The following is a 19,240-nucleotide window of genomic DNA, read 5'->3' as shown; positions in this document are numbered from 1 at the left end:
TTAAGTAATTTAAGTAAATTTACGTTAAATCGATTTTTTTCACACTTTCAGTCATTAAAATCGTTATTTTATCTTTTAAAAGTTCAATTTTGCATTTCTCCCCGATGTTATAATTTAATTTTTTGAATTTATCATTTTGAGTCTTTGACATGAGTTTTAAGCCATTTTGAATTACTTCAAGATATATGAGGCTCGAAGAACCTTCATTAACTACATCTTGTATTACACACTCAAAAACATTTTCTGTTTTTTCGCTGTTTATATCAATTAATTTTATATTTTCAGGCCGGATTCCAAAGGAAACCTCATTCATGGATTTATTAAATTTTTTTATCGACATTTTCATGTCCCGATAGTTCAATATTGAAAAATTAGGATTATTTTCATTGTAATCTATTTCTGCATCTGAAAAAATATTTATGTATCCAACGAGTTCTGCAACATTTGCATTTATCGGGTTATAAAATATCTCTTCTGGAGTTCCGATCTGCTGAATACGTCCATTATGAAACGTTACAACTTTTTCAGCCATTACAAAAGCTTCTTCGAAACTGTGTGTTACAAAAATTACCGGAATTTTTAATTCTTTTTGAATATTCCTCAATCTTTCCCTTAAACGTATTCTCGAAATCATGTCGAGTGCAGAAAACGGTTCATCGAGCAGTAATATTTTAGGATTTGGTGCAAGGGCCCTTGCAAGAGCTACACGCTGTTTTTGGCCGCCAGAAATCTGATCAGGGTATCTATTTTCAAGCCCTTCAATATGGGTCAATGTCAAAAGTTCAAACACTCGCTTTTCCTTTTCTTCTTCGCTTAAGTGTTTAATTCCATATTCAATATTTTCTTTGACCGTCAAATGTGGAAATAACGCATAATTTTGGAACACGTAGCCCAAATTTCGCTCCTGTGGAGGCATATTTATATTTTTATCTGAATCGTAAAATATTTCATTGTTTACAATGATTTTTCCACGGTCTGGTTCTAAAAGACCCGCAATGCACCCCAACGTGCTTGTTTTTCCAGAACCGGACCTTCCAAATAAAACTATTATCGAACCGCTATCTATACTAAATTTAGATTTTAAATTAAACGATGGAATTTTATTCTTTTTTAATTTTTTCGATTCGTAGTAGTTTTTTTCAATATCTATCTCTAAAATCATAAATACCACTTAAAACTTCCATTTTTCAACAAATTTGCCGGTAAGAAATATCGTCATGAATGACATTATAATTAATAATACTACCAAAATATTTGCTAAATCATAGTTTCCGGTTTGAAATGCCTGGTAAATTGATAAAGACATTGTATTTGTTTTTCCAGGAATATTTCCTGCAACCATCAGTGTAGCCCCAAATTCACCAACTGCCCGCGCGAAGCTAAGAATTGAACCTGCAATTATCCCTTTTTTTGATAAAGGAAGGGTTATTTTATAAATTGTCTGTAATTCTGTTTTTCCTAAAGTGTAAGATACATATTCAAGTTCTCTATCAACTGCAGAGATTGCAGCAGTAGTTGTTTTAACCATTAGCGGAAATGAAACTATAAATGCAGCAATTACTGCTGCCTGCCAGGTGAATAAAATTCCTGAGCCTGTAAATTCGTATATTAAACTTCCTAAAAATCCGTTTTTTCCAAGCTGTAGTGCAAGGATATATCCTAAAACTGTTGGCGGAAGTACCATTGGAAGAGTTACTAAATTCTCTAAAATATCTCTACCGTAAAACTTTTTTCTCGCGAGAATATATGAAATAATAACCCCAAAAATAACTACGAAAAATGTAGATATAAAAGAAATTTTTAATGTAAGTAGTAGTGGAAATAATATTGAATCCATGAAATATCACTAATTTTCTGCTGTAAAGCCGTAATCTGTCAAAATTTGTTTTCCCGTTTCACTTGTTAAGTAGTCTACGAAAACTTGGGCTTCTTCTTTATTCTCAGAAGAATCTATGATACATACTGGATAAATAATTTCTGTAACTGTTGGTACTGTTGTTATAATCTCGATTGAATTTTCTTTTGCAATTTTTGCATCAGTCATGTATACAAATCCTGCGTCAACATCCCCTGTTTCAAGGTAAGTTAAAACCTGCCTTACATTTTCCCCGTAAACCATTTTTTCTTCTAAGGCATCCCATAAACCAGAGTCTACGAGTGATTCTTTAGCATATTTTCCAACGGGTGCGGTTTCAGGATTTCCAATTGAAACTTTTGTTACATCATCGTTCGTTAAATCCTCAACTGAGGTAACGTTAGCTGGATTTCCTGCTGGAACGATTAATACCAAGCTATTTGATGCAAAATTTTTTATTGACCCGTCCACGGTCAAATTTTCGTCTTTTAATATATCCACGTGTTTTTGTGATGCTGAAGCAAACACATCTACAGGAGCTCCTCCTTCAATCTGCTGTCGAAGTGCACCCGATGCTGCAAAATTTAATTCAACTTTAATATTTGGATTATCTTTTTCAAATTCGGTTTTTATATCTGTAAATGCATCAGTTAAACTCGATGCTGCTGAAACTGTTATCGTGGTAGTTGTTTCTGGCGAATCTGAAACACAGCCTGCAAAAAGCATTACTGCCAATAAAAATATTACTGTTACAAGTCCGGTAACTATTCCCGAAGATTTTTTACTCATGTTCATCCCCTTTATATATCGTAGCCGGAAGTACTATTCCGGGTTATTGGTGAATATGACTTTACAATATATATAAGTTCGTATGGAGTAATTAAAATATTTGAATTTGTAAATAAAGACCTTTTCAGGCCGTATTATTTATTGTAAAAATTTCAGAACAATGACGATTTTGGGACAAAAATAGAAAAATAAGTAATATCCAAAATTAAATGGAAAAATATATTAAATGTAACAAAAACACTGTATTAATATAGATATTTAATTTAATTACTAATACCCAAGTATCTACTTGATTTAACCCTCCACTAAGAAAGTAAAGTATCATACCCCTGAACAGCTTAAAAATATTAACCCGAAATTATTTAATTTCTTTTTTATTGTAGTATTGCATTATTAAAAGTAAGAATTTCACGTATTATATCTAATCTTTTGAAATTATCTTTTGTTAACTGAATTACCGGGGTTTTGCTATCAAGTACAAGTTTAAAAATAAAAAAAGTATTAGCTGAAAAAATTATATTTGATTTAGTGTTTGTTCAATTGTTGACATGATCTGGGAAATTTCAGGGAACTTGCTAGGGGTTTCTTCATTTCCATTGTCAACAAAGATAAATCCGTCTTCTTTTAATTGATTTATATTTCTTTGAACGGCAGGATTGCTGTACATCATCGGGTTTATGTGCATCGCAGCAACGATAGGTGCTTTTGTAGACATGATTGTTGTTGATAGCAAGTTATCTGCTATACCATTTGCAGCTTTTCCTAATGTATTAGCTGAAACCGGTGCTAAAACCAGTAAATCTGCCTTTTGTGATAATGATTTATGATTTGGATCATACATTTTAGGCAGTTCAAAAGCATCAATCTGAACCGGTCTTTTGGCTTCCCTTTGAACCATCAATGGCGACACAAAGTTGACAGAATTCGGTGTCATGATAACATCGACTTCTGCACCCCTTTCACGCAATTTTCCAATCAAATCTAATGTTTTTATTGCAGGACTGCATGCACAGATGCCTACCACAATATTTTTGTCTTTAAACATGGCAATCTCCATATATGTCTTTTTAAATCTAAATTATTCTATATCAGACATATTAGTATATTCCAATATTAAAGTTTAGATAATTCATTTTTAATTTCTTCAACACTTGGAACTTTTCCTTCAAAGATTACTTCATCATCAACTACAATTCCGGGAGTTGTCATTACATATTCTGCAATTTTTGCAGCATCTGTAACTTTTACAACTTCTGCATCGATTTTAAGTTCTTCCACTGCTTTTTTCACGTTTTCATAAACTTCTACGCATTTTTTACATCCCATTCCTAATATTGTTATTTTCATAATTTCTACCTCTAAAATTTATTTTGAATAACATATTTTATTCTTCAATTTACTTGGATTCACAACCGCAACTACAGCCCGAATTTTGGTGATTCTCTCTTTTTCGGTCCATACATACACATTTACCATCTTTAACAGCCGAAATTGTAGTTTTTAAGTCTTTATCAACGATATCCATATCGCCGATTTTTTTAATTCCAAGTTCCGTGATTATAACGTACTGATCTACTTTAGCGCCTGCATTGTCTGCAATACGTTTAGCGCAGCTTACCGGGCACCCGTCAATTACAACAATTTCATCCGCATCTTTCACTTTTTCCATGATAGCAGGAGTTTTAATTGCAAGTGACGCTGTACAGACCTTATTTCCAAAACCTTCTTTTGTTAATTCAACTGCTGCAGCATTTGAAAGTTCACCGACATTTGAAGCTCCGGAGCATGAAAATATAATCCTTTTTTTCTCACCAGCAATTTCTGGTCCACCACATGTACATTTTGGAGTTTCTACCATAATTATCCCTCGATTTAATTTTTTAAAGATTAACGGTATACTTTTTTTATTTAAAATTTATTTTTTTTCAAATTGGGTCTTAAAGGATAATATTAAACAAATACCCTGTAAGTACAATTGCAATACTCGTAATTCCGAAGAATGCCGCTATTAATTTTGGTTTTATTACTTTTCTAAGCAGGACTGCTTCTGGGAATGATAGCGCAGTTGTTGCCATCATAAATGCAAGCGCGGTCCCAATTCCAACCCCTTTTCCAATTAACGCTTCTGCGATAGGAATTGTTCCAAGCGCGTTTGAGTAAAGGGGTACTGCAATAATTGTTGCAAAAATTACTGCTAACGGGTTGTCTGGGCCTGCATATTTTGCAAGAACTTCTTCTGGCGCGTAACCGTGTATTATTGCACCAATTCCAATACCGATCAGGATATAAAGCCAGACTCTTTTTACTATATCTTTAGTACTGTCATACGCAAATTTTAAACGCTCTTTTTGAGTTAGTTCTTTTATTTTTCGAGCCCTGCTTCTTATGCTGTATACGTACTCTTCAACCTGATTTTCCATTCCAAGTTTACCAATTATAATTCCGCCAATTACCCCGATAAGTACACCTGAAACCACGTAAATCATCGCTATCTGCCAGCCAAATGATGCCAAAAGTACAGCAAATGCGGCTTCATTTACTATTGGGGAAGTAATCAGAAATGAAAGGGTAACTCCAAGTGGAACTCCTGCTTCTATAAATCCAATAAATATTGGAACTGATGAACATGAACAGAAAGGCGTTACGATTCCAAGTATGGATGCCATGACATTTCCAGACACTCCAGAGTACTTCTCAAGTATTCTCTTTGTCTTTTCAGGCGGAAAATAACTTCTAATGTAAGAAATCGAAAATATCATTATGGAAAGCAGTATCACAATTTTCAAGCTGTCATATATGAAAAAATGAACAGATGACCCGATTGCAGTATCCATGCTCATATTCAGGATATTTTCTACAACGTATCTCGCACCATAATCTAACCAACCAAACATCATTTCACCGCTTAAATATCAATTTTTAAAAGTTCCTCGACTTTTAGTTTTATTTCATCCCGAATTTTTCTATAAAAATCTATATCTTTTCCCGCAGGGTCTTTTATGTTCCACGAAATATACCTTTTAGCAGGAACTACCGGGCAGGAATCGATACAACCCATTGTAACCAAAATATCGATATTTCCTATTTTTTCAATCATTTTTGAAATAGTTTCAGGTTTTTCTTTAACATTCAGCCCAATTTCGTCCATTACCTGAATTACCTTTTCGTCGATACATCCAGTTTCTTCGATACCTGCACTATACGCATCTATTCCAAAACTTTTAGCAAATGATTCCGCAATGATACTCCTTCTCATGTTATGGATGCATACAAACGCTATTTTCTTATTTTTAATAGATTTGTTAGTATCCAAAATTCTCACCGATAATTAATTGACAAACATCGATATAGTTTGGAATATATTTATAGTTTTCGATATACCAATATACATCGATATATATTAATATATTTTAAAAATATTTAAATTAATGAATATATTATAGTAAACTTGAACAGGCCGATAAATATAAAAACTTCCCGTACATACCATTAACTGGAGTTACTTAACTTAATTATATTATGTAATGGTTAATCATTACTATTGGCTAATTTGGTAAATAAACTCCACACCATATCTATGAAATAATGGGTTAATATTCAAAATACCACACTATTTATGTTATACTTAAATGGTCTACGGGTTTAACATGAATTTAATACATTTTCTTTTTTGTTTTAAGGTATTTTTAAATTTAAGCATTTTTTTTTAAATGCTTTTTGGAACTACCTTAAAAACACCTGATCACGATTAAGACGTATATGACCAGACATTATATCTAAATAGAAAAGTATATTATGTTCCTATGAGATAAATGTCAATGTAAGATAATTAATTTATTTTATAAAGTAACTATTTATAATTACCACAACATTTTAATACGACACACTCTCAATAGTCCGGATTTAAAACAGATTGACACCCCTGTTTTAAGTTTGGACACCACCCCCTCATTAAACTCTTGAATTAGAGTTTAAATTTTAAAATTTGGCCCAAAAAACCTACTTTCTTTTTTTAATTTTTTTAAGATTGATATATATGATTTTAAATTTTCAAATCAAAAATTTAAATTTAAATTTAAAAAAATTATCATAATTTTATTAAAAATAAAAACGTAAAAAAGTAAAAAGTAAAATATAAACAATCACTGTGTTTCAATCATGATATATTTTCCAGTAGTTGGGTCTTGATAGACCGTCCCCATCTCTGTAAAGCCTGAACCGCTTCCCTCAGTAATTTCTGGCATGTCAGTAATCTCTTTTGCCATTTTTATTTCAGCAACCTGCTTCATTGCCTTCATTAATTCCATTTTTTCTTCTTGAGTTGAGTCACTAAAAACGACATTTTGCATGTTCCACGACATTACCAAAAATATCAAGAACCCGACTGAAAGCACAAGCATTGCGTCAACAAGATTTGCAGAACCCGCCATCGGGTCTTCTTCATTTTTACTAAATCTCCTTTTATTTTTTCGCCTTATCATTTTTTCAATACCTCCATGACGGATTCCATCAATACATCCAGAGTGGACATTTGCTCTTCGTACCACCTTCTCCTGACCTTTGAAACAACATAAGCAATTCCCCCTGATGCAAGACCCACAACGGTGGTATCAAATGCAATAATTATCGCATTTGCAAGTGAATTAATGTCCCCTGCCCCAAGCGCTGCAAGACCTGGTCCCATTGGAATTAATGTTCCCATCAAACCCAAAGTTGGACCCAATCTCGTTATAAAATCCGTTTTTTCAAGAGTTTTTTCAAGTCTCAACTCTTCCTGTTCTATCAAGTTTCTCGCGTGAGATTCAATCATTTTTGGATTTTTACACCCTTCTTCACACAATTCTTTGATAATTTCGATATGGACCTTGTTCAATCTCGTGTCTGAAATTAAACCCGATATTTCTCCCGAATTTTTACCTGAAATCATGTCCAATATATTTTTTAACTCTTTTGAATTAACTCTAACCCTGCTTGAATATTCTGCCATAAATTCCCCGAAATTTACAACCGTGTATGCCATAAATAAGAGTAAAAATGCTACAACAGGAAGTAACAGGCTTTGAGAAATTATGTGGAGTGTGCTGCTTAAAAGCTCGCTTCCAGGAATTGCAACCATTAAATCGACCTCAATTTATTTTTAAAACTTATTCCTCTTTTAGTTTTAATATATCCGATTAAAACAAGCGCAAAAGTTATTGCAAAAACACCACCCAAACTTGAAAAATCGGGGCATTCCATAGGACTCATCTGCATGCTCATTCCAGCAACGATATTTGGAATCACGAGCGCAGAAATTAAAAAGTAAAACCCTGCAAAAAGCATGAAATTTCCCATCATAACAGGCCTTGGTACGCGTATAACTCTTGAAATTGCATCTGAAAGCATATAAACTGTAAAAATAGTTATCATCAAAATTAAACTCGCATACTTTCCAAGTTCAAACGTTGAAACTCCCAAAGTTGGAGAAATCAGCACAATCGATGCGATAACCGCCCCAAAACAGCATGGACAAGGTGCAATCATTGCAAGACTACATGAAGCTACTGAATTTTTCTGGTTTACTTTCCATTCCTTTATCGTGTGAAATCCGGCATAAAGAATCATTAACGACATTACAATGAAAATAACAAAATTGTATTCGTATATAACCGTTTGAATAATGTCTACGTATCCAGAAGCTAACTTTGATAACAGAAGGGTGCCAAGCCCATATAAAAAGATAATACTTGCAGATACTTTTTTAGAAAGGCCTGAAAATCCTAAAGAGAGGCCTATTTTTATTCCAAATATAATAATCGCAGACATTAACCCAAGTTGCCATAATTCATCCATCATGGTTACTACCTCACTTTAGAAAAAGGTAAAAAGAAAAATATTTATTTTCTCCTCAAAAACTTCGAAAATTTTGGGTCCTGCCTAACATATCCAAAACCAATAAGTCCTGTCAACCCAATTGCTCCCAAAATTGCAAGAATCGTTGTTCCGGAAGTTTCTGATGTTTCAGAGTTATTATCCATTGTAACTTCGTATGCTTTTTGAGATTTTGACTGTGTTGATGAATCTACAGTTGTTGAAGCAGCACTTCCCGAATTAGTACTACTCCTTCCATCAGAACCTACTGAAGAAGCAGCATCTTCGGTAATTGTGCTATTTGATTTTACTGAAGTATTTGATGGATTTTCATTGTCCACCACTTCTTCTCCAGAGTATACTCTTGAATATGAATCAGGTTCAGAGCTTGAATCTTTACTTGAACTTTCACGTTGAATCGTAACTTCATCGTGAGTTGATGTTTCGTAAGTTTCTATAAACTCAGACATTGTTGAATCATCTAAAGATGATTGTGATACAGTCCAATCAGTAAATTCAAGGTTTCCACAGGTGTGATGACAGCAGGTAACTCCGTAGTCCACTGTTGACTGGACGTATTCATTTGCCAAAAATTCTAAGACTTCATCAGTTGGTGTCCACATTTCTCTTCTTGCAGACTCCAACATCCATGCAGTTAATGAATTGTATGCATAAGGATTTGCTTCGAGCATTTGTGCCCGGATATTTTCATCCATTATAAATGTTTCAGCAACGTCTTCCCACATCCAGTCTTGAACTGAATCTGGGTCAACTGCTTCCCATCCGAATAAATGTTCTATTTCGCTTGTAATTTCTAAGGCTCCAGATGAACCCTCACTTAACATTCCTTCAATCCACGTTGGATTTTCGATTCTTGTTCTAAACTCATTTGCAAGGAAACTTTGAAGAGTTTCTATTTTTGCATCATTTGTTCTCGTATTTGCAATGTATGTCAGTACATCGTTTCCAGAATATGCTTCTGCAGCCATTGTAAGCCCACCGAGGTATTGATATACGTCATCATTATCTAAAAGGCCGTAAAGACCGTCCCTAACCTGAACTGTTGCATCAATCTGGGACAGCTGGTCGATAAATGCATCTTTTCCGTCTACTGCATACCTTCCGTTTCCATAGATGTATGACATTCTCTCAAGATATGTTTCTATTAAATCTTCTTGATCGTCCCATGCACTTGTTGTTGGAACGAGCGCACTAACGCCTGTTCCATAAGTTCCTTCTTCAGGTCCGAATATTCTTGCACTTGCATAAAAGTCCGCATTTTCTTCTGACATTCCGCCATCTATATATTCCCAATAGTTTTCGAGATAATGCTTTTTCAAGTAGTTATCTTCTGTACTTTCCGTATCGTTCATCATTACTTCAATGAATGCATCATCAAGTAGTTCTAAAATATATGAAAATGAATCCCTGAAAAGACCACTTGTAGATACAAGTACGTCGATTCTTGGCCTTCCAAGTTCTTCTATTGGGGTAACTGTAATTCCAATAAATTTACCACTTTTCCAAACTGGTTCAGCACCGACCAATCTTAAAATCATTGCAATGCTTTGGCCATTTGTTCTCATGGTTTCGGTAGACCATAAAACTACACCGACCTGTTCGGGATATTCTCCAGTTTCATTATAATAACTTTCAATAAGGTCGTCAGCCATCTGACTTCCAATTTCCCATGCAGCTTGATCTGGAACGTATCTTGGGTCAAATGAATAGAAATTATACCCTGTTGGTAAAACGTCAGGATTTCTAATCATACATCCCCCTATTTCAGGAGGGATAAATCTTCCGTCAAGCGCATTTAAGAAATTCTCCATTTCGTAGTTAGTGGATATATTTTCAGTAATCGATACAATAAAATCCGTGTTATTTCTATCATCAAGATTAAAACTTACTATTGCATCAGCAGTATCAGTTAAAGCGGTTCCATTTGGCGATATTCCAAAAGTGTGTAGTCCATAAGGCATTAATGTAGATGAAATTTCTTCTAAATAGTGTTCTACACTATCGGCGACTTCTTCAAAGTCAGCGGTTTCAAGATCCAATTCAAGATCAGAATCAAGATTTAATTCACTTATTAATTCTTTAATCTGTTCTTCCAAAACTGCCTGTCTTGTGCTGTTTGTAGATAAATCGTAATCATTTATGAGTGTTTTTAAATCAGAAAGGTTTCCATAAAGTCCAGATGGAATCATTGGCGAAGTCTGGTGATCAATAATTACCGCATATCCTCTTCTTTTAGCTTGCGTTCCTTCCCCGGTGTTTTCAACAATATATGGGTTAATGTTTGGTAAATTTCCAAGCACGTTATTTGGCCAGCACGTTTCACCAAGGCCCGCACTTTTTCCAGGAAGCCATTCAAGGGTTCCGTGGGTTCCAAGATGCACTACTGCATCTGCATCGTACCCATTTTCATGCTGTAACCACATGTAAAATGCAATATACTGGTGACTTGGGGGTAAATCTGCGGAATGCGTAATTTTTGTCGGATCTTCACCCCAACCCCTCATAGGTTGTGGCCCAACAAAGATATTTCCAAAGAATTCTCCCGGAATTACAATACTATCATTATATACCATTACGTTTCCAGGAACTTCGCCCCATTCTGCAATGACTGCTTCTTGGAGTTCTTCCGGAAGTTCGCTAAACCATTCTTCGTAGTCAGATACAGGAATTGTAATTGCACCGTTTTTTACCAGTTCTTCAAGTTCTCCTGGTGCCCAACCGCCAACGTTTAAACCTTTGCTTTGTGTTAAATTAACTATTGCATCAGGCGTGTAATTTCCAGAAACAGTGTATCCAGAATTACTCATTGCGGTTAATATTTCGTAAATTGACTGTTCAACGTTTAAGTAGGATGCACCAACACCGTCTTTTCCACCGGCATGGTTATAATAAAGTATTGCGATTTTTTTATCTTCGTTTGGAGTAGTTCTCAATTCTACCCATTTTTGAACCCTGTCAGATAGCTGTTCGATACCGGATTCAAGAGGAACATAACTATTAATCATAATTCCAGTTTCTTCGTCAACATAACCGTTTTTCACACCACCAATCATCATAGGTTCAATCCTACCTTCAAGTTCGGGCTGTGCAATTTCCCACGCAACTTCACTGTTCAATCCTTGAGCGCTTTCATTCCATGCTTCAAGATCTGTTGCATACACGGGGGTCAATATTGGAACATTTAAAGTTTCATAAAGTTCAATCCCTATTTCCGGGAATCCCGTATATGTGGTAAATCCGTAATTTGCGACCAATACATCAATTTTTGAAGAATTATCCTCATTTAAAAAGAATTCTTCTATTGCCATGACTCTTGAATCTTTACTTCCGGAACAGACCAATACTACATTGTAACCTTTGCTTTCAATACCTTCAAGCATTGCTTCTTCCATTTCAAGCTGGTCATTTTTATATCTCGTATCATACGATAATATGCCGACCCAAGGTGCACTTTCGTTGTATTCATCTCTTGTTTCATACCACAAAATATACTCTTCAAATGTTTCGAATATCTCGTTAGATTCTGAGTGAACTGCATATTCGGTTGGAAGAATAACAATACTAAGGTCCTCTCCGTCTTTTAAATCCATTCCACTGTAATTTAAGCAGTGAAGCTGAAATCTTTTAATATTTTCTACACAGGGATTTACAAAGTACTGCTCAGTTACAGTATCGTTTGAATCTATGTAGTCGTATTCAGAAAAAGTCTCCCCACATCGAATTGCAAGTATATTTTCCTTTGTCCCGTTTTCAATTATTTCCATTACTTTGTCTTTTGAAGTGCCTATCATTTCTATGGCAAGTACATCCGCAATCTTTGATGCATTTTCTGCCAACTCTTCCATTTCAGGATATTCTCCCGAACATAAATCTGTTGAACTGAAAAAATAAATGTTATAATAATAACCATCCTCTTTCAACTCCTTATATGAGTTTACGAAGTGACTTGAAAATGAGCCTGAACCTGTAATAATTACAAGATTATACGCGTCAAGCGATACAGATGCATTGCCTACGTTTGTACCATTTAAGTTGGTTGTAGTTATGGAAACATTTTCTGAGTGGTGTGCCAAAACAGAAATATTTACTGTAAAATTAGTACAATTACTTGTAAAATTTGCCAAATACGTGCCATTGCCAACATGGGTAACCGTCGAATTAACCGCGTTACCCCCCGTGTCTTCAATTATTATTGTGGGCATTGAATCATTTAATGCCTCCATGTGTTCTGCATTTATATTTAATGTTAATTCCACGACATCTACTGCAGATACTACAGAAAATACTGAAAAAATTAACATTAAAAGCAGCAATTTTCCCGAAAATTTTTTAATGATAATACCACCTATATCAGTTTTATTTTAGTTTTCTTTATAAAATTGCAATTAAACTTGACTGTAGCTAATATATATTATTTTCCAGTTATATTTACAGAATATAAATTAAACTTTAATTATGGGTTAAAAAAAGAGCCAATGTATGATTAATTACTAAAAATATAAATTTTAATGTGATTAATTCAAAAAATTCCGATTAAAACTTTCGGGGATGTCCTGATAGCTAAATTCCAGAGCGATATTATGATACGAAAAACGCTTCCAAAAGTTAAAGAAGCCACATTTTGCATTGAATTACCCAATAAATCTGCACGTGGTATGCCAACTCCCGCAGGAACTGGTTTTTTCATATCTCCCGATGGGTGGTTTGTTACTGCTGCACATGTAGTTACCAATGAAAATGGTTCTCCAAGAACAGACTTCACTAAATCACTTCTTACAAAGGAAAGTAATGACAATACGAAAGTAACTCTTTGTAAGTATGTAACTCTCAAATATCTACTTCCAGAATTAGATATTGCCTTATTAAAAGTTGATTTTGAAAAAAATTCAGACCAGGAATGGCTTATTGGAAAAACAGGTTTTCCATTTATAAATATCTCGACAGCCCCTCTTGAAATGGGAGAACCCGTTTATTCATTTGGATACCCTCTTTCAAGCTACGGCGTATTCGAATCAGGTCATTTAGGTTTTATAAAATTAAGGCCGAGGGTTACTTCTGCCATAATCTCTTCGGAGTTAGAGACAGATTCTATGATCCTGAATGAAAACGACCCAAAACACTACGTACTTGACAAAGCGCTGAATTATGGAAACAGCGGAGGGCCAATTATTTCAACAAAAACAGGGCATGTACATGCGATCTGCTCCAGTTTCCAACCGGTAACCTTAAATCAGCCCCATCTTAAGGATAATAACGGAAAATCCATGAAAATAATAATTCCAAGTCTTTATGGGATAGTATCAAGTTTTGATAATAAAAATATTATCAATTTATTAAAATTTCTGAATATCCCTGTTGAAAAGTAACCATCAGGCAATTGAAAAAAGGAAAAACTATTAAATCAGCCAGATTTTAACATTTTTTCTGACTTTTACCTCATTTTCACTAACATCAACAAGACCATCAGCAGTTGCAATTGAGGTAATCATATTTGAACCTCGAAATGCAGGGTAAGCAATCCCGTCCTTTAATTTAACTGGAAAATAATGTTTTATTCCAATTTCTGAATTAAATTCTTCTGAAAGGTCAGCAGTTATTATTTCTCGTTTAAACGTTTTATGGGACGTATTTAAAAACATTGGCAGAAGATACGCATAGCCACATACAAGACACGATGCAACATTTCCTGGAAGACATATAACAGGTTTTTCACTAACTTTTCCGGAAAATATGGGCATTCCAGGAATTGATTTTACTTTATGAAATAAAATCTCCCCAATAGTTGATATAATTTCAAACATGTAGTCTTTTTTACCTTTAGACGTTCCACCCGAAGTTACAACTATATCAAAGTTTAAAACAGCATTTTTTATTACCGAAGTTATTTTTTCAACATTATCTTCAATAACACCTAAAAAAACAGGCTCACAACCTGCCTTTTTAACAATTGCGGTTAGTGTTTTTGAATTTACTTCGTTAATTTCTGAAAGTTCACTTCCAATAGAAAGTATTGCAACTTTTGGAACCTCATAAACATTTATTTCATCCATTCCAATTGATGCCAAAATTCCAATCGCTTTTTCATCAATCAAAGTATTTTTATCGAGAACTTTTGTATTTTTTGGAATATCTGTTCCTTTTTTAAAAATATTGAATTTTTTGTCATTTTGACTATTCTTATCGTATTTTCTGAATTTATCGTATTTTCGAAAGGAATTATCCTATCCGTATTTTTTGGAATATTTGAACCTGTCGCAACCCATATACATTTTCCTGGGTTTATCTCCATATCTGCAGGGTCCCCAGCGTGAACTTCGCCTGAAATTACTAAAAAATCTTTATTAAGTCCTTCAGTGGTTATTGCATAGCCGTCGACTGTTGATTTATCACAAAGAGGGACATCGACTTCAGAATAAATATCAGAAAAAAGCACTCTTCCGTATGATTCATAAATTCCAACAGAAACTTCGCGATTACATGTAAATCCATTTAAAATATTTTGAACTTCATCAGCAGTTTTCATAAAAATACACCCGCATTATTAAAAAATTATTCAGCAGATTTTTCTGCGCAGTTTGGGCAGATGTTTTTATCATCGGTATCTTTTTTAAGAAACGATTCACCACAAAGCCCACATACTGCAGAAAATTTTGGCTTTTTTTCAGAAACGTGAATTTCAACAGACTTCCAAGAATAAATACTATCCCCTGCATCTATTAAATCAGAAATTACTTCTTCATGTGGCACTTTTTTTATATTCATAAACCAGTTGTAAAGTGCAGGGTATTTTTCAGCTTTTTTATGGTCAAATACTATTCTAACCCCTGTTCCAACCTCATTTTCAGGAATTATCTTGTTTACAGTTACCGCCATGATGTTGTAGTCTTTTATGCTCAAACGTTTGTTTCCCGTTGTACAGTTTCCAAGTACTTGAAATGCATCAGGCATGCAGTTTTTAGTTTCACATGTTGCATAAACTCGCTCTGTGTCATTTATATCAAGAACTTTTTTTGCAATATTGTACATCTGTATCCCGATAAATGCGCCGCCACTTAATGACCGTGAAATTTGATAACATCTTCAATCTGTTTTAAATATTCTTTGTCCGTTACTTTTGATAGTACTTCACTCATTTTTACCACCGTATCTATTCATTATTATCCTTAACTTTCATGGAATATTTCGAAGAATTCCTGCTAAAAATTCCAAAAGAAGACCCGTGTTTTAAATCTGTGACTGTTTTATCGATATTTATAACCCTTGTTGATGCAGTGTGCGTAATTCCTGAATTTTTCAGGAAATCGGGGTTTATTTGAGCAGATGGTCCCGTTAAAATTTTTAATTTTGCATTTTTTGAGCGTTCTATTACAAAATCTATCGTGTCATTTACTAAAGTCGTTCCGGTTATCACTACCGCGTCCATTTCTGGAAGTAAACGGTACTCAAACGTATCATCAATTAATTCTGCACCACATGACGAAGAATTTCTCTCAAATGCATATATTTCGTAATTTTTGCCCTCGATTTCACGCAATTCATTTACAACAGGTGCAATGTTTCCAACAAACCCTATTTTTTTAATATCATTGTCTGCTACAATCAAATCCAAAACATCTTCATTTTTTGACTCGTCAAAATCAATATAATACTGGGAAACTGCATTTATCGCGGCCATTGCAAGTGTTCTTTCAGTCAGATTGTAGCCTTTAGCACATTCTATAATGGATTCAAGAGAAGTTTCCTCAAAATCTCGTCGGTAGTGGCATTTTGAATCGAGAACCATCGAAACTCCCATTTTAATCCCCTTTTCACCCTTAACAATTACATAAGCATAAGGTATTGCTATTGAATACTCTTTTAACGTTAATTTATCCCCATTTTTTAAAATTTCAAGTGTTTTATCAGCTAAATCATCCATAATCATTCTATCGCCTCGTTAAATCATGGTTTTTAAATATTCTTTATCAGGAAGAACCACTTTTTGCCCGAAAATATCAGCAAACTTGGTATTTATCCCGTAAAGTTCCTGAAAATTTTCAGGGCATATTGAGTTTTTATCTGCAATTTCAAAGAGAATTTTTCCATTTTTCATTAAAAACAGTTTATCGCAGAACAAAAACGCCAGATTTGGATCGTGAAGTGATAACAAAACTGTTTTATTCATTTCTATAGATATTTTTTCGATTACTGAAAGTACAAGGTACTGATTTTTATAATCAAGAAATGATGTCGGTTCATCAAAAATCATCAATTTTGCATCCTGAATCAGTGCAGTTGCAATCATTACATGCCTTTTTTGCCCGCCACTAAGAGATATGAATTCTTTATCTTTCAAATGGCTGATTTTTAGTAAGTTTAGTATTTCAGTTACTTTTTGTTCGTCTTTTTTGGACGGGCCGGTTAAAAAATTAACATGTGGATTTCTGCCCATTAAAACAACTTCAAATACAGTGTATGGAAAATTTATTGAAAATTCCTGTGGTGAATATGAAATTAACCTTGACCTATCTTTACAACTCATTTGAGTAGTGTTTTTCCCGTCAATTGTGATATTTCCAGATTTAACAGGAACTATTCCAGAAATACACTTTAATATTGTGGATTTTCCAGCACCATTTGGTCCGAGTATGCATCCAATTCCGCCATTGAGACTAAATCTACAATCATTCAATATTTTGGTTTTCCCGTAATCAAAACTTACATTTTCAAGTTTTAACATTATTTCACCCCCCTTTTTGATAAAATAATAATCAAAATTGGTGCACCGATAAACGAAGTAATAATACTTATTGGAATTTCAGAAGGTGTTAAAGTTCTTGCAAGCGTGTCGCAGAGCAGGAGAAGTGTAGCACCTACAAAAGCAGATGCTGGAACGAGTTTTCTGTTATCTACCCCGACTAAAAGCCTTGCAATGTGCGGACTTACAACCCCGACCCACTGAATCATCCCTGCAAGCGAAGTAGATGCAGATTCAGCAAGTGTTGCAAGAAATATCGTTATATTTTTCAGTTTTTTTGAATCTACACCCAAACTTATTGCATTTTCATCCCCTGTTGCAAGGATATTAAAAACCCATTTTAAAGAGATAAGCCCGATAATCCCGATTAACATCGGTATAACAGATATTCCTAAATCCACCCATCGAAGCCCTACAAAACTTCCAAGAAGCCAGAAAACTATCGTTGGCAATTTTTCGTAAGGGTCCGCAACGTATTTTATAAGGCCGATCATTGCAGAAAAAAATGCAGAAATAGCCATTCCTGAAAGAATAAGCCCTACAATCCCACTTTTTAAAAGGTTACTGAGTTTATATGCAATATATACTGCAATAACCCCAAATATAAATGCAGAAAACTGTACAAGATACGGATTGTACGCAAAAAATAAAATTGCAATAGATGCACCAAATGCAGACCCACTTGTAACCCCCAAAATATTTGGACCTGCAAGGTAATTTTTAAAAATATTTTGAAAAGAAACTCCCGCAAGAGCTAAAGATGCCCCTGCAAGCGATACTGCAATCGCCCTTGGAAGCCGTATATCAAAAAAAATATTATTTGCAAGTGAATTTGTAAAAAGTAATGAAGGATCAAACATGTATCTTCCAACAAACAGTGACGATAAAAACACGCCTGCAAATAAAAATGGAAAAACATAATTTTTATTCAATATTATCACCAACGAGTGTAACTTCGTCGATACTTACATTGAAAAACCGTTCATATTCTGATGATGTAAGTTTTAAGATATCAACATCAGTATACATGTCTGGGTGAAGTGTTTTTGCAGTCCAGTATAGCCCGAGAACATATTTTGGACCAAGTGTATCCCAAGATTCACCATCAAACGGCATTGCATACACGTTTCCGTTTTTAACTGCATCAATTTCTTTCCAGCCGTCATCATTTAATATGTCTTCTTTTACTTTCGTGCTTGGGTACTCCATCGTGTGGGCACTCGTAATTATAATGTCAGGATTCCAGCTTGCTGCCTGTTCAACATTAATTTGTGCTTTTCCAGTCGGTAAATCGCTGGAAACCGTTGTTCCGCCAGCCATTATAATTAAATTATTTTGATAGAATTCGCCACCAGGAGTCCAGTATGAATTCTTTTTCTGGTCGTAAACTAAAAATAGAACTCTTGGTTTTTCATTTTCACTGATTGATGCGGTTCTGTTTAAAACATCGTTTGTAGATTGATTGTAATAATCGATTAATTCCTGTGCGTAAGCTTCTTTTTGAAATACTTCGCCCATCATTTCAAGAGTTTTATAATAATTAGAAGCTGTTTCTATGTCGATAAAAACAACCGGAATTCCCAAACTCTTTAATTGTGGGTACTGTCCCTGTTGTGAGCCCCAGGATGGCGCAAAAATAACATCCGGATTTAAACTTTTAATTTCTTCGACATTGTCGCTTTTAATATCTTTTGACCGGGTTTTGAATTCTGGGTCAACTACATCAATAAATTCATCAGCTCCCATAACGCCCCTTCCTGCAACAATTTTATCGCCTTCACCAAACAGGTAAATTATCGGCGGTATCAGGCCGTAATTAGAAACTACTCTCTCGACAGGTGCGTTAATTGTAGATGTTTCACCGGTAAAATCGGTAACCGAAACCAGAGTAACTGCTGTCGTTGTATCCTCGACTTTTTGTTCCGTGGATATGCATCCGGCCAAAAAAAACCAGAAGTATTGAAAATAATACCAAATATGTCCTCATG

Annotated in this window: 20 protein-coding genes; 1 reads left to right on the top strand and 19 read right to left on the bottom strand. The window is 34.5% G+C overall.

The annotated features are described in order from the left end of the window. Positions 1–19 precede the first annotated feature (19 nt). The 12 genes from ACS5L2_RS00185 to ACS5L2_RS00130 form a co-directional block, all read right to left on the bottom strand. Entirely contained in the window at positions 20–1,162 is a 1,143-nt protein-coding gene (locus ACS5L2_RS00185; protein WP_459201752.1) for an ABC transporter ATP-binding protein, read from the bottom strand. 9 nt (positions 1,163–1,171) lie between these two features. Continuing rightward, a complete protein-coding gene (gene modB, locus ACS5L2_RS00180; RefSeq protein WP_459201751.1) occupies positions 1,172–1,837 on the bottom strand; it encodes a molybdate ABC transporter permease subunit in 666 nt (221 codons plus the stop codon). A 9-nt stretch (positions 1,838–1,846) separates the two neighbouring features. Continuing rightward, positions 1,847–2,644 (bottom strand): molybdate ABC transporter substrate-binding protein, encoded by a 798-nt coding sequence (modA, locus tag ACS5L2_RS00175; protein ID WP_459201750.1) that lies wholly within the window; start codon positions 2,642–2,644, stop codon positions 1,847–1,849. Between the two features lie 514 nt (positions 2,645–3,158). Further along, positions 3,159–3,689, bottom strand: coding sequence for a flavoprotein (locus ACS5L2_RS00170; protein ID WP_459201749.1), 531 nt, complete (start codon positions 3,687–3,689; stop codon positions 3,159–3,161). Positions 3,690–3,757: 68 nt separating this feature from the next. After that, positions 3,758–3,991: a thioredoxin family protein gene (locus ACS5L2_RS00165; protein ID WP_459201748.1), complete on the bottom strand. Its 234-nt coding sequence runs from the start codon at positions 3,989–3,991 to the stop codon at positions 3,758–3,760. A 49-nt stretch (positions 3,992–4,040) separates the two neighbouring features. Beyond that, positions 4,041–4,502, bottom strand: a complete 462-nt coding sequence (locus ACS5L2_RS00160) for a putative zinc-binding protein (RefSeq protein WP_459201747.1) — start codon at positions 4,500–4,502, stop codon at positions 4,041–4,043. 79 nt (positions 4,503–4,581) lie between these two features. Beyond that, positions 4,582–5,538, bottom strand: a complete 957-nt coding sequence (locus tag ACS5L2_RS00155) for a permease (protein ID WP_459201746.1) — start codon at positions 5,536–5,538, stop codon at positions 4,582–4,584. 11 nt (positions 5,539–5,549) lie between these two features. Further along, entirely contained in the window at positions 5,550–5,900 is a 351-nt protein-coding gene (locus ACS5L2_RS00150; protein WP_459202639.1) for an arsenate reductase/protein-tyrosine-phosphatase family protein, read from the bottom strand. Between the two features lie 886 nt (positions 5,901–6,786). Next, positions 6,787–7,125 carry a DUF2149 domain-containing protein gene (locus ACS5L2_RS00145; RefSeq protein ID WP_459201745.1) on the bottom strand — a complete coding sequence of 113 codons (339 nt, stop codon included), beginning with the start codon at positions 7,123–7,125 and terminating at the stop codon, positions 6,787–6,789. Further along, a complete protein-coding gene (locus ACS5L2_RS00140) occupies positions 7,122–7,760 on the bottom strand; it encodes a MotA/TolQ/ExbB proton channel family protein (RefSeq protein ID WP_459201744.1) in 639 nt (212 codons plus the stop codon). Before ACS5L2_RS00140 ends, ACS5L2_RS00145 begins: the two co-directional genes overlap by 4 nt. After that, positions 7,760–8,479: a DUF2162 domain-containing protein gene (locus tag ACS5L2_RS00135; RefSeq protein ID WP_459201743.1), complete on the bottom strand. Its 720-nt coding sequence runs from the start codon at positions 8,477–8,479 to the stop codon at positions 7,760–7,762. Before ACS5L2_RS00135 ends, ACS5L2_RS00140 begins: the two co-directional genes overlap by 1 nt. Positions 8,480–8,520: 41 nt before the next feature. After that, a complete protein-coding gene (locus ACS5L2_RS00130) occupies positions 8,521–12,816 on the bottom strand; it encodes a cobaltochelatase subunit CobN (protein ID WP_459201742.1) in 4,296 nt (1,431 codons plus the stop codon). A gap of 279 nt (positions 12,817–13,095) precedes the next feature. On the opposite strand from ACS5L2_RS00130, the gene ACS5L2_RS00125 reads away from it, so the two are divergent. After that, positions 13,096–13,881 carry a S1 family peptidase gene (locus tag ACS5L2_RS00125; RefSeq protein ID WP_459201741.1) on the top strand — a complete coding sequence of 262 codons (786 nt, stop codon included), beginning with the start codon at positions 13,096–13,098 and terminating at the stop codon, positions 13,879–13,881. A gap of 30 nt (positions 13,882–13,911) precedes the next feature. Here ACS5L2_RS00125 and ACS5L2_RS00120 read toward each other — a convergent pair whose 3' ends face one another. From ACS5L2_RS00120 to ACS5L2_RS00090, 7 genes are all read right to left on the bottom strand, one after another. Continuing rightward, positions 13,912–14,607, bottom strand: coding sequence for a molybdenum cofactor synthesis domain-containing protein (locus tag ACS5L2_RS00120; RefSeq protein ID WP_459201740.1), 696 nt, complete (start codon positions 14,605–14,607; stop codon positions 13,912–13,914). Next, complete coding sequence (locus ACS5L2_RS00115) at positions 14,604–15,038, bottom strand: hypothetical protein (protein ID WP_459201739.1); 435 nt, start codon at positions 15,036–15,038, stop codon at positions 14,604–14,606. Before ACS5L2_RS00115 ends, ACS5L2_RS00120 begins: the two co-directional genes overlap by 4 nt. A 26-nt stretch (positions 15,039–15,064) precedes the next feature. Then, positions 15,065–15,541, bottom strand: a complete 477-nt coding sequence (locus ACS5L2_RS00110) for an FmdE family protein (RefSeq protein ID WP_459201738.1) — start codon at positions 15,539–15,541, stop codon at positions 15,065–15,067. A 121-nt stretch (positions 15,542–15,662) separates the two neighbouring features. Then, positions 15,663–16,439: a Rossmann-like domain-containing protein gene (locus ACS5L2_RS00105; RefSeq protein WP_459201737.1), complete on the bottom strand. Its 777-nt coding sequence runs from the start codon at positions 16,437–16,439 to the stop codon at positions 15,663–15,665. Between the two features lie 12 nt (positions 16,440–16,451). Next, positions 16,452–17,234, bottom strand: coding sequence for an ABC transporter ATP-binding protein (locus ACS5L2_RS00100; RefSeq protein WP_459201736.1), 783 nt, complete (start codon positions 17,232–17,234; stop codon positions 16,452–16,454). Next, entirely contained in the window at positions 17,234–18,193 is a 960-nt protein-coding gene (locus tag ACS5L2_RS00095; protein WP_459202638.1) for a FecCD family ABC transporter permease, read from the bottom strand. Before ACS5L2_RS00095 ends, ACS5L2_RS00100 begins: the two co-directional genes overlap by 1 nt. Next, a complete protein-coding gene (locus tag ACS5L2_RS00090) occupies positions 18,177–19,196 on the bottom strand; it encodes an ABC transporter substrate-binding protein (RefSeq protein ID WP_459201735.1) in 1,020 nt (339 codons plus the stop codon). The genes ACS5L2_RS00095 and ACS5L2_RS00090 overlap by 17 nt, the downstream gene beginning before the upstream one ends. Between the last annotated feature and the right edge of the window lie 44 nt (positions 19,197–19,240).

Source organism: Methanococcus mangrovi, from assembly GCF_054506835.1.
This window is presented reverse-complemented; position numbering and strand designations above follow the sequence as displayed.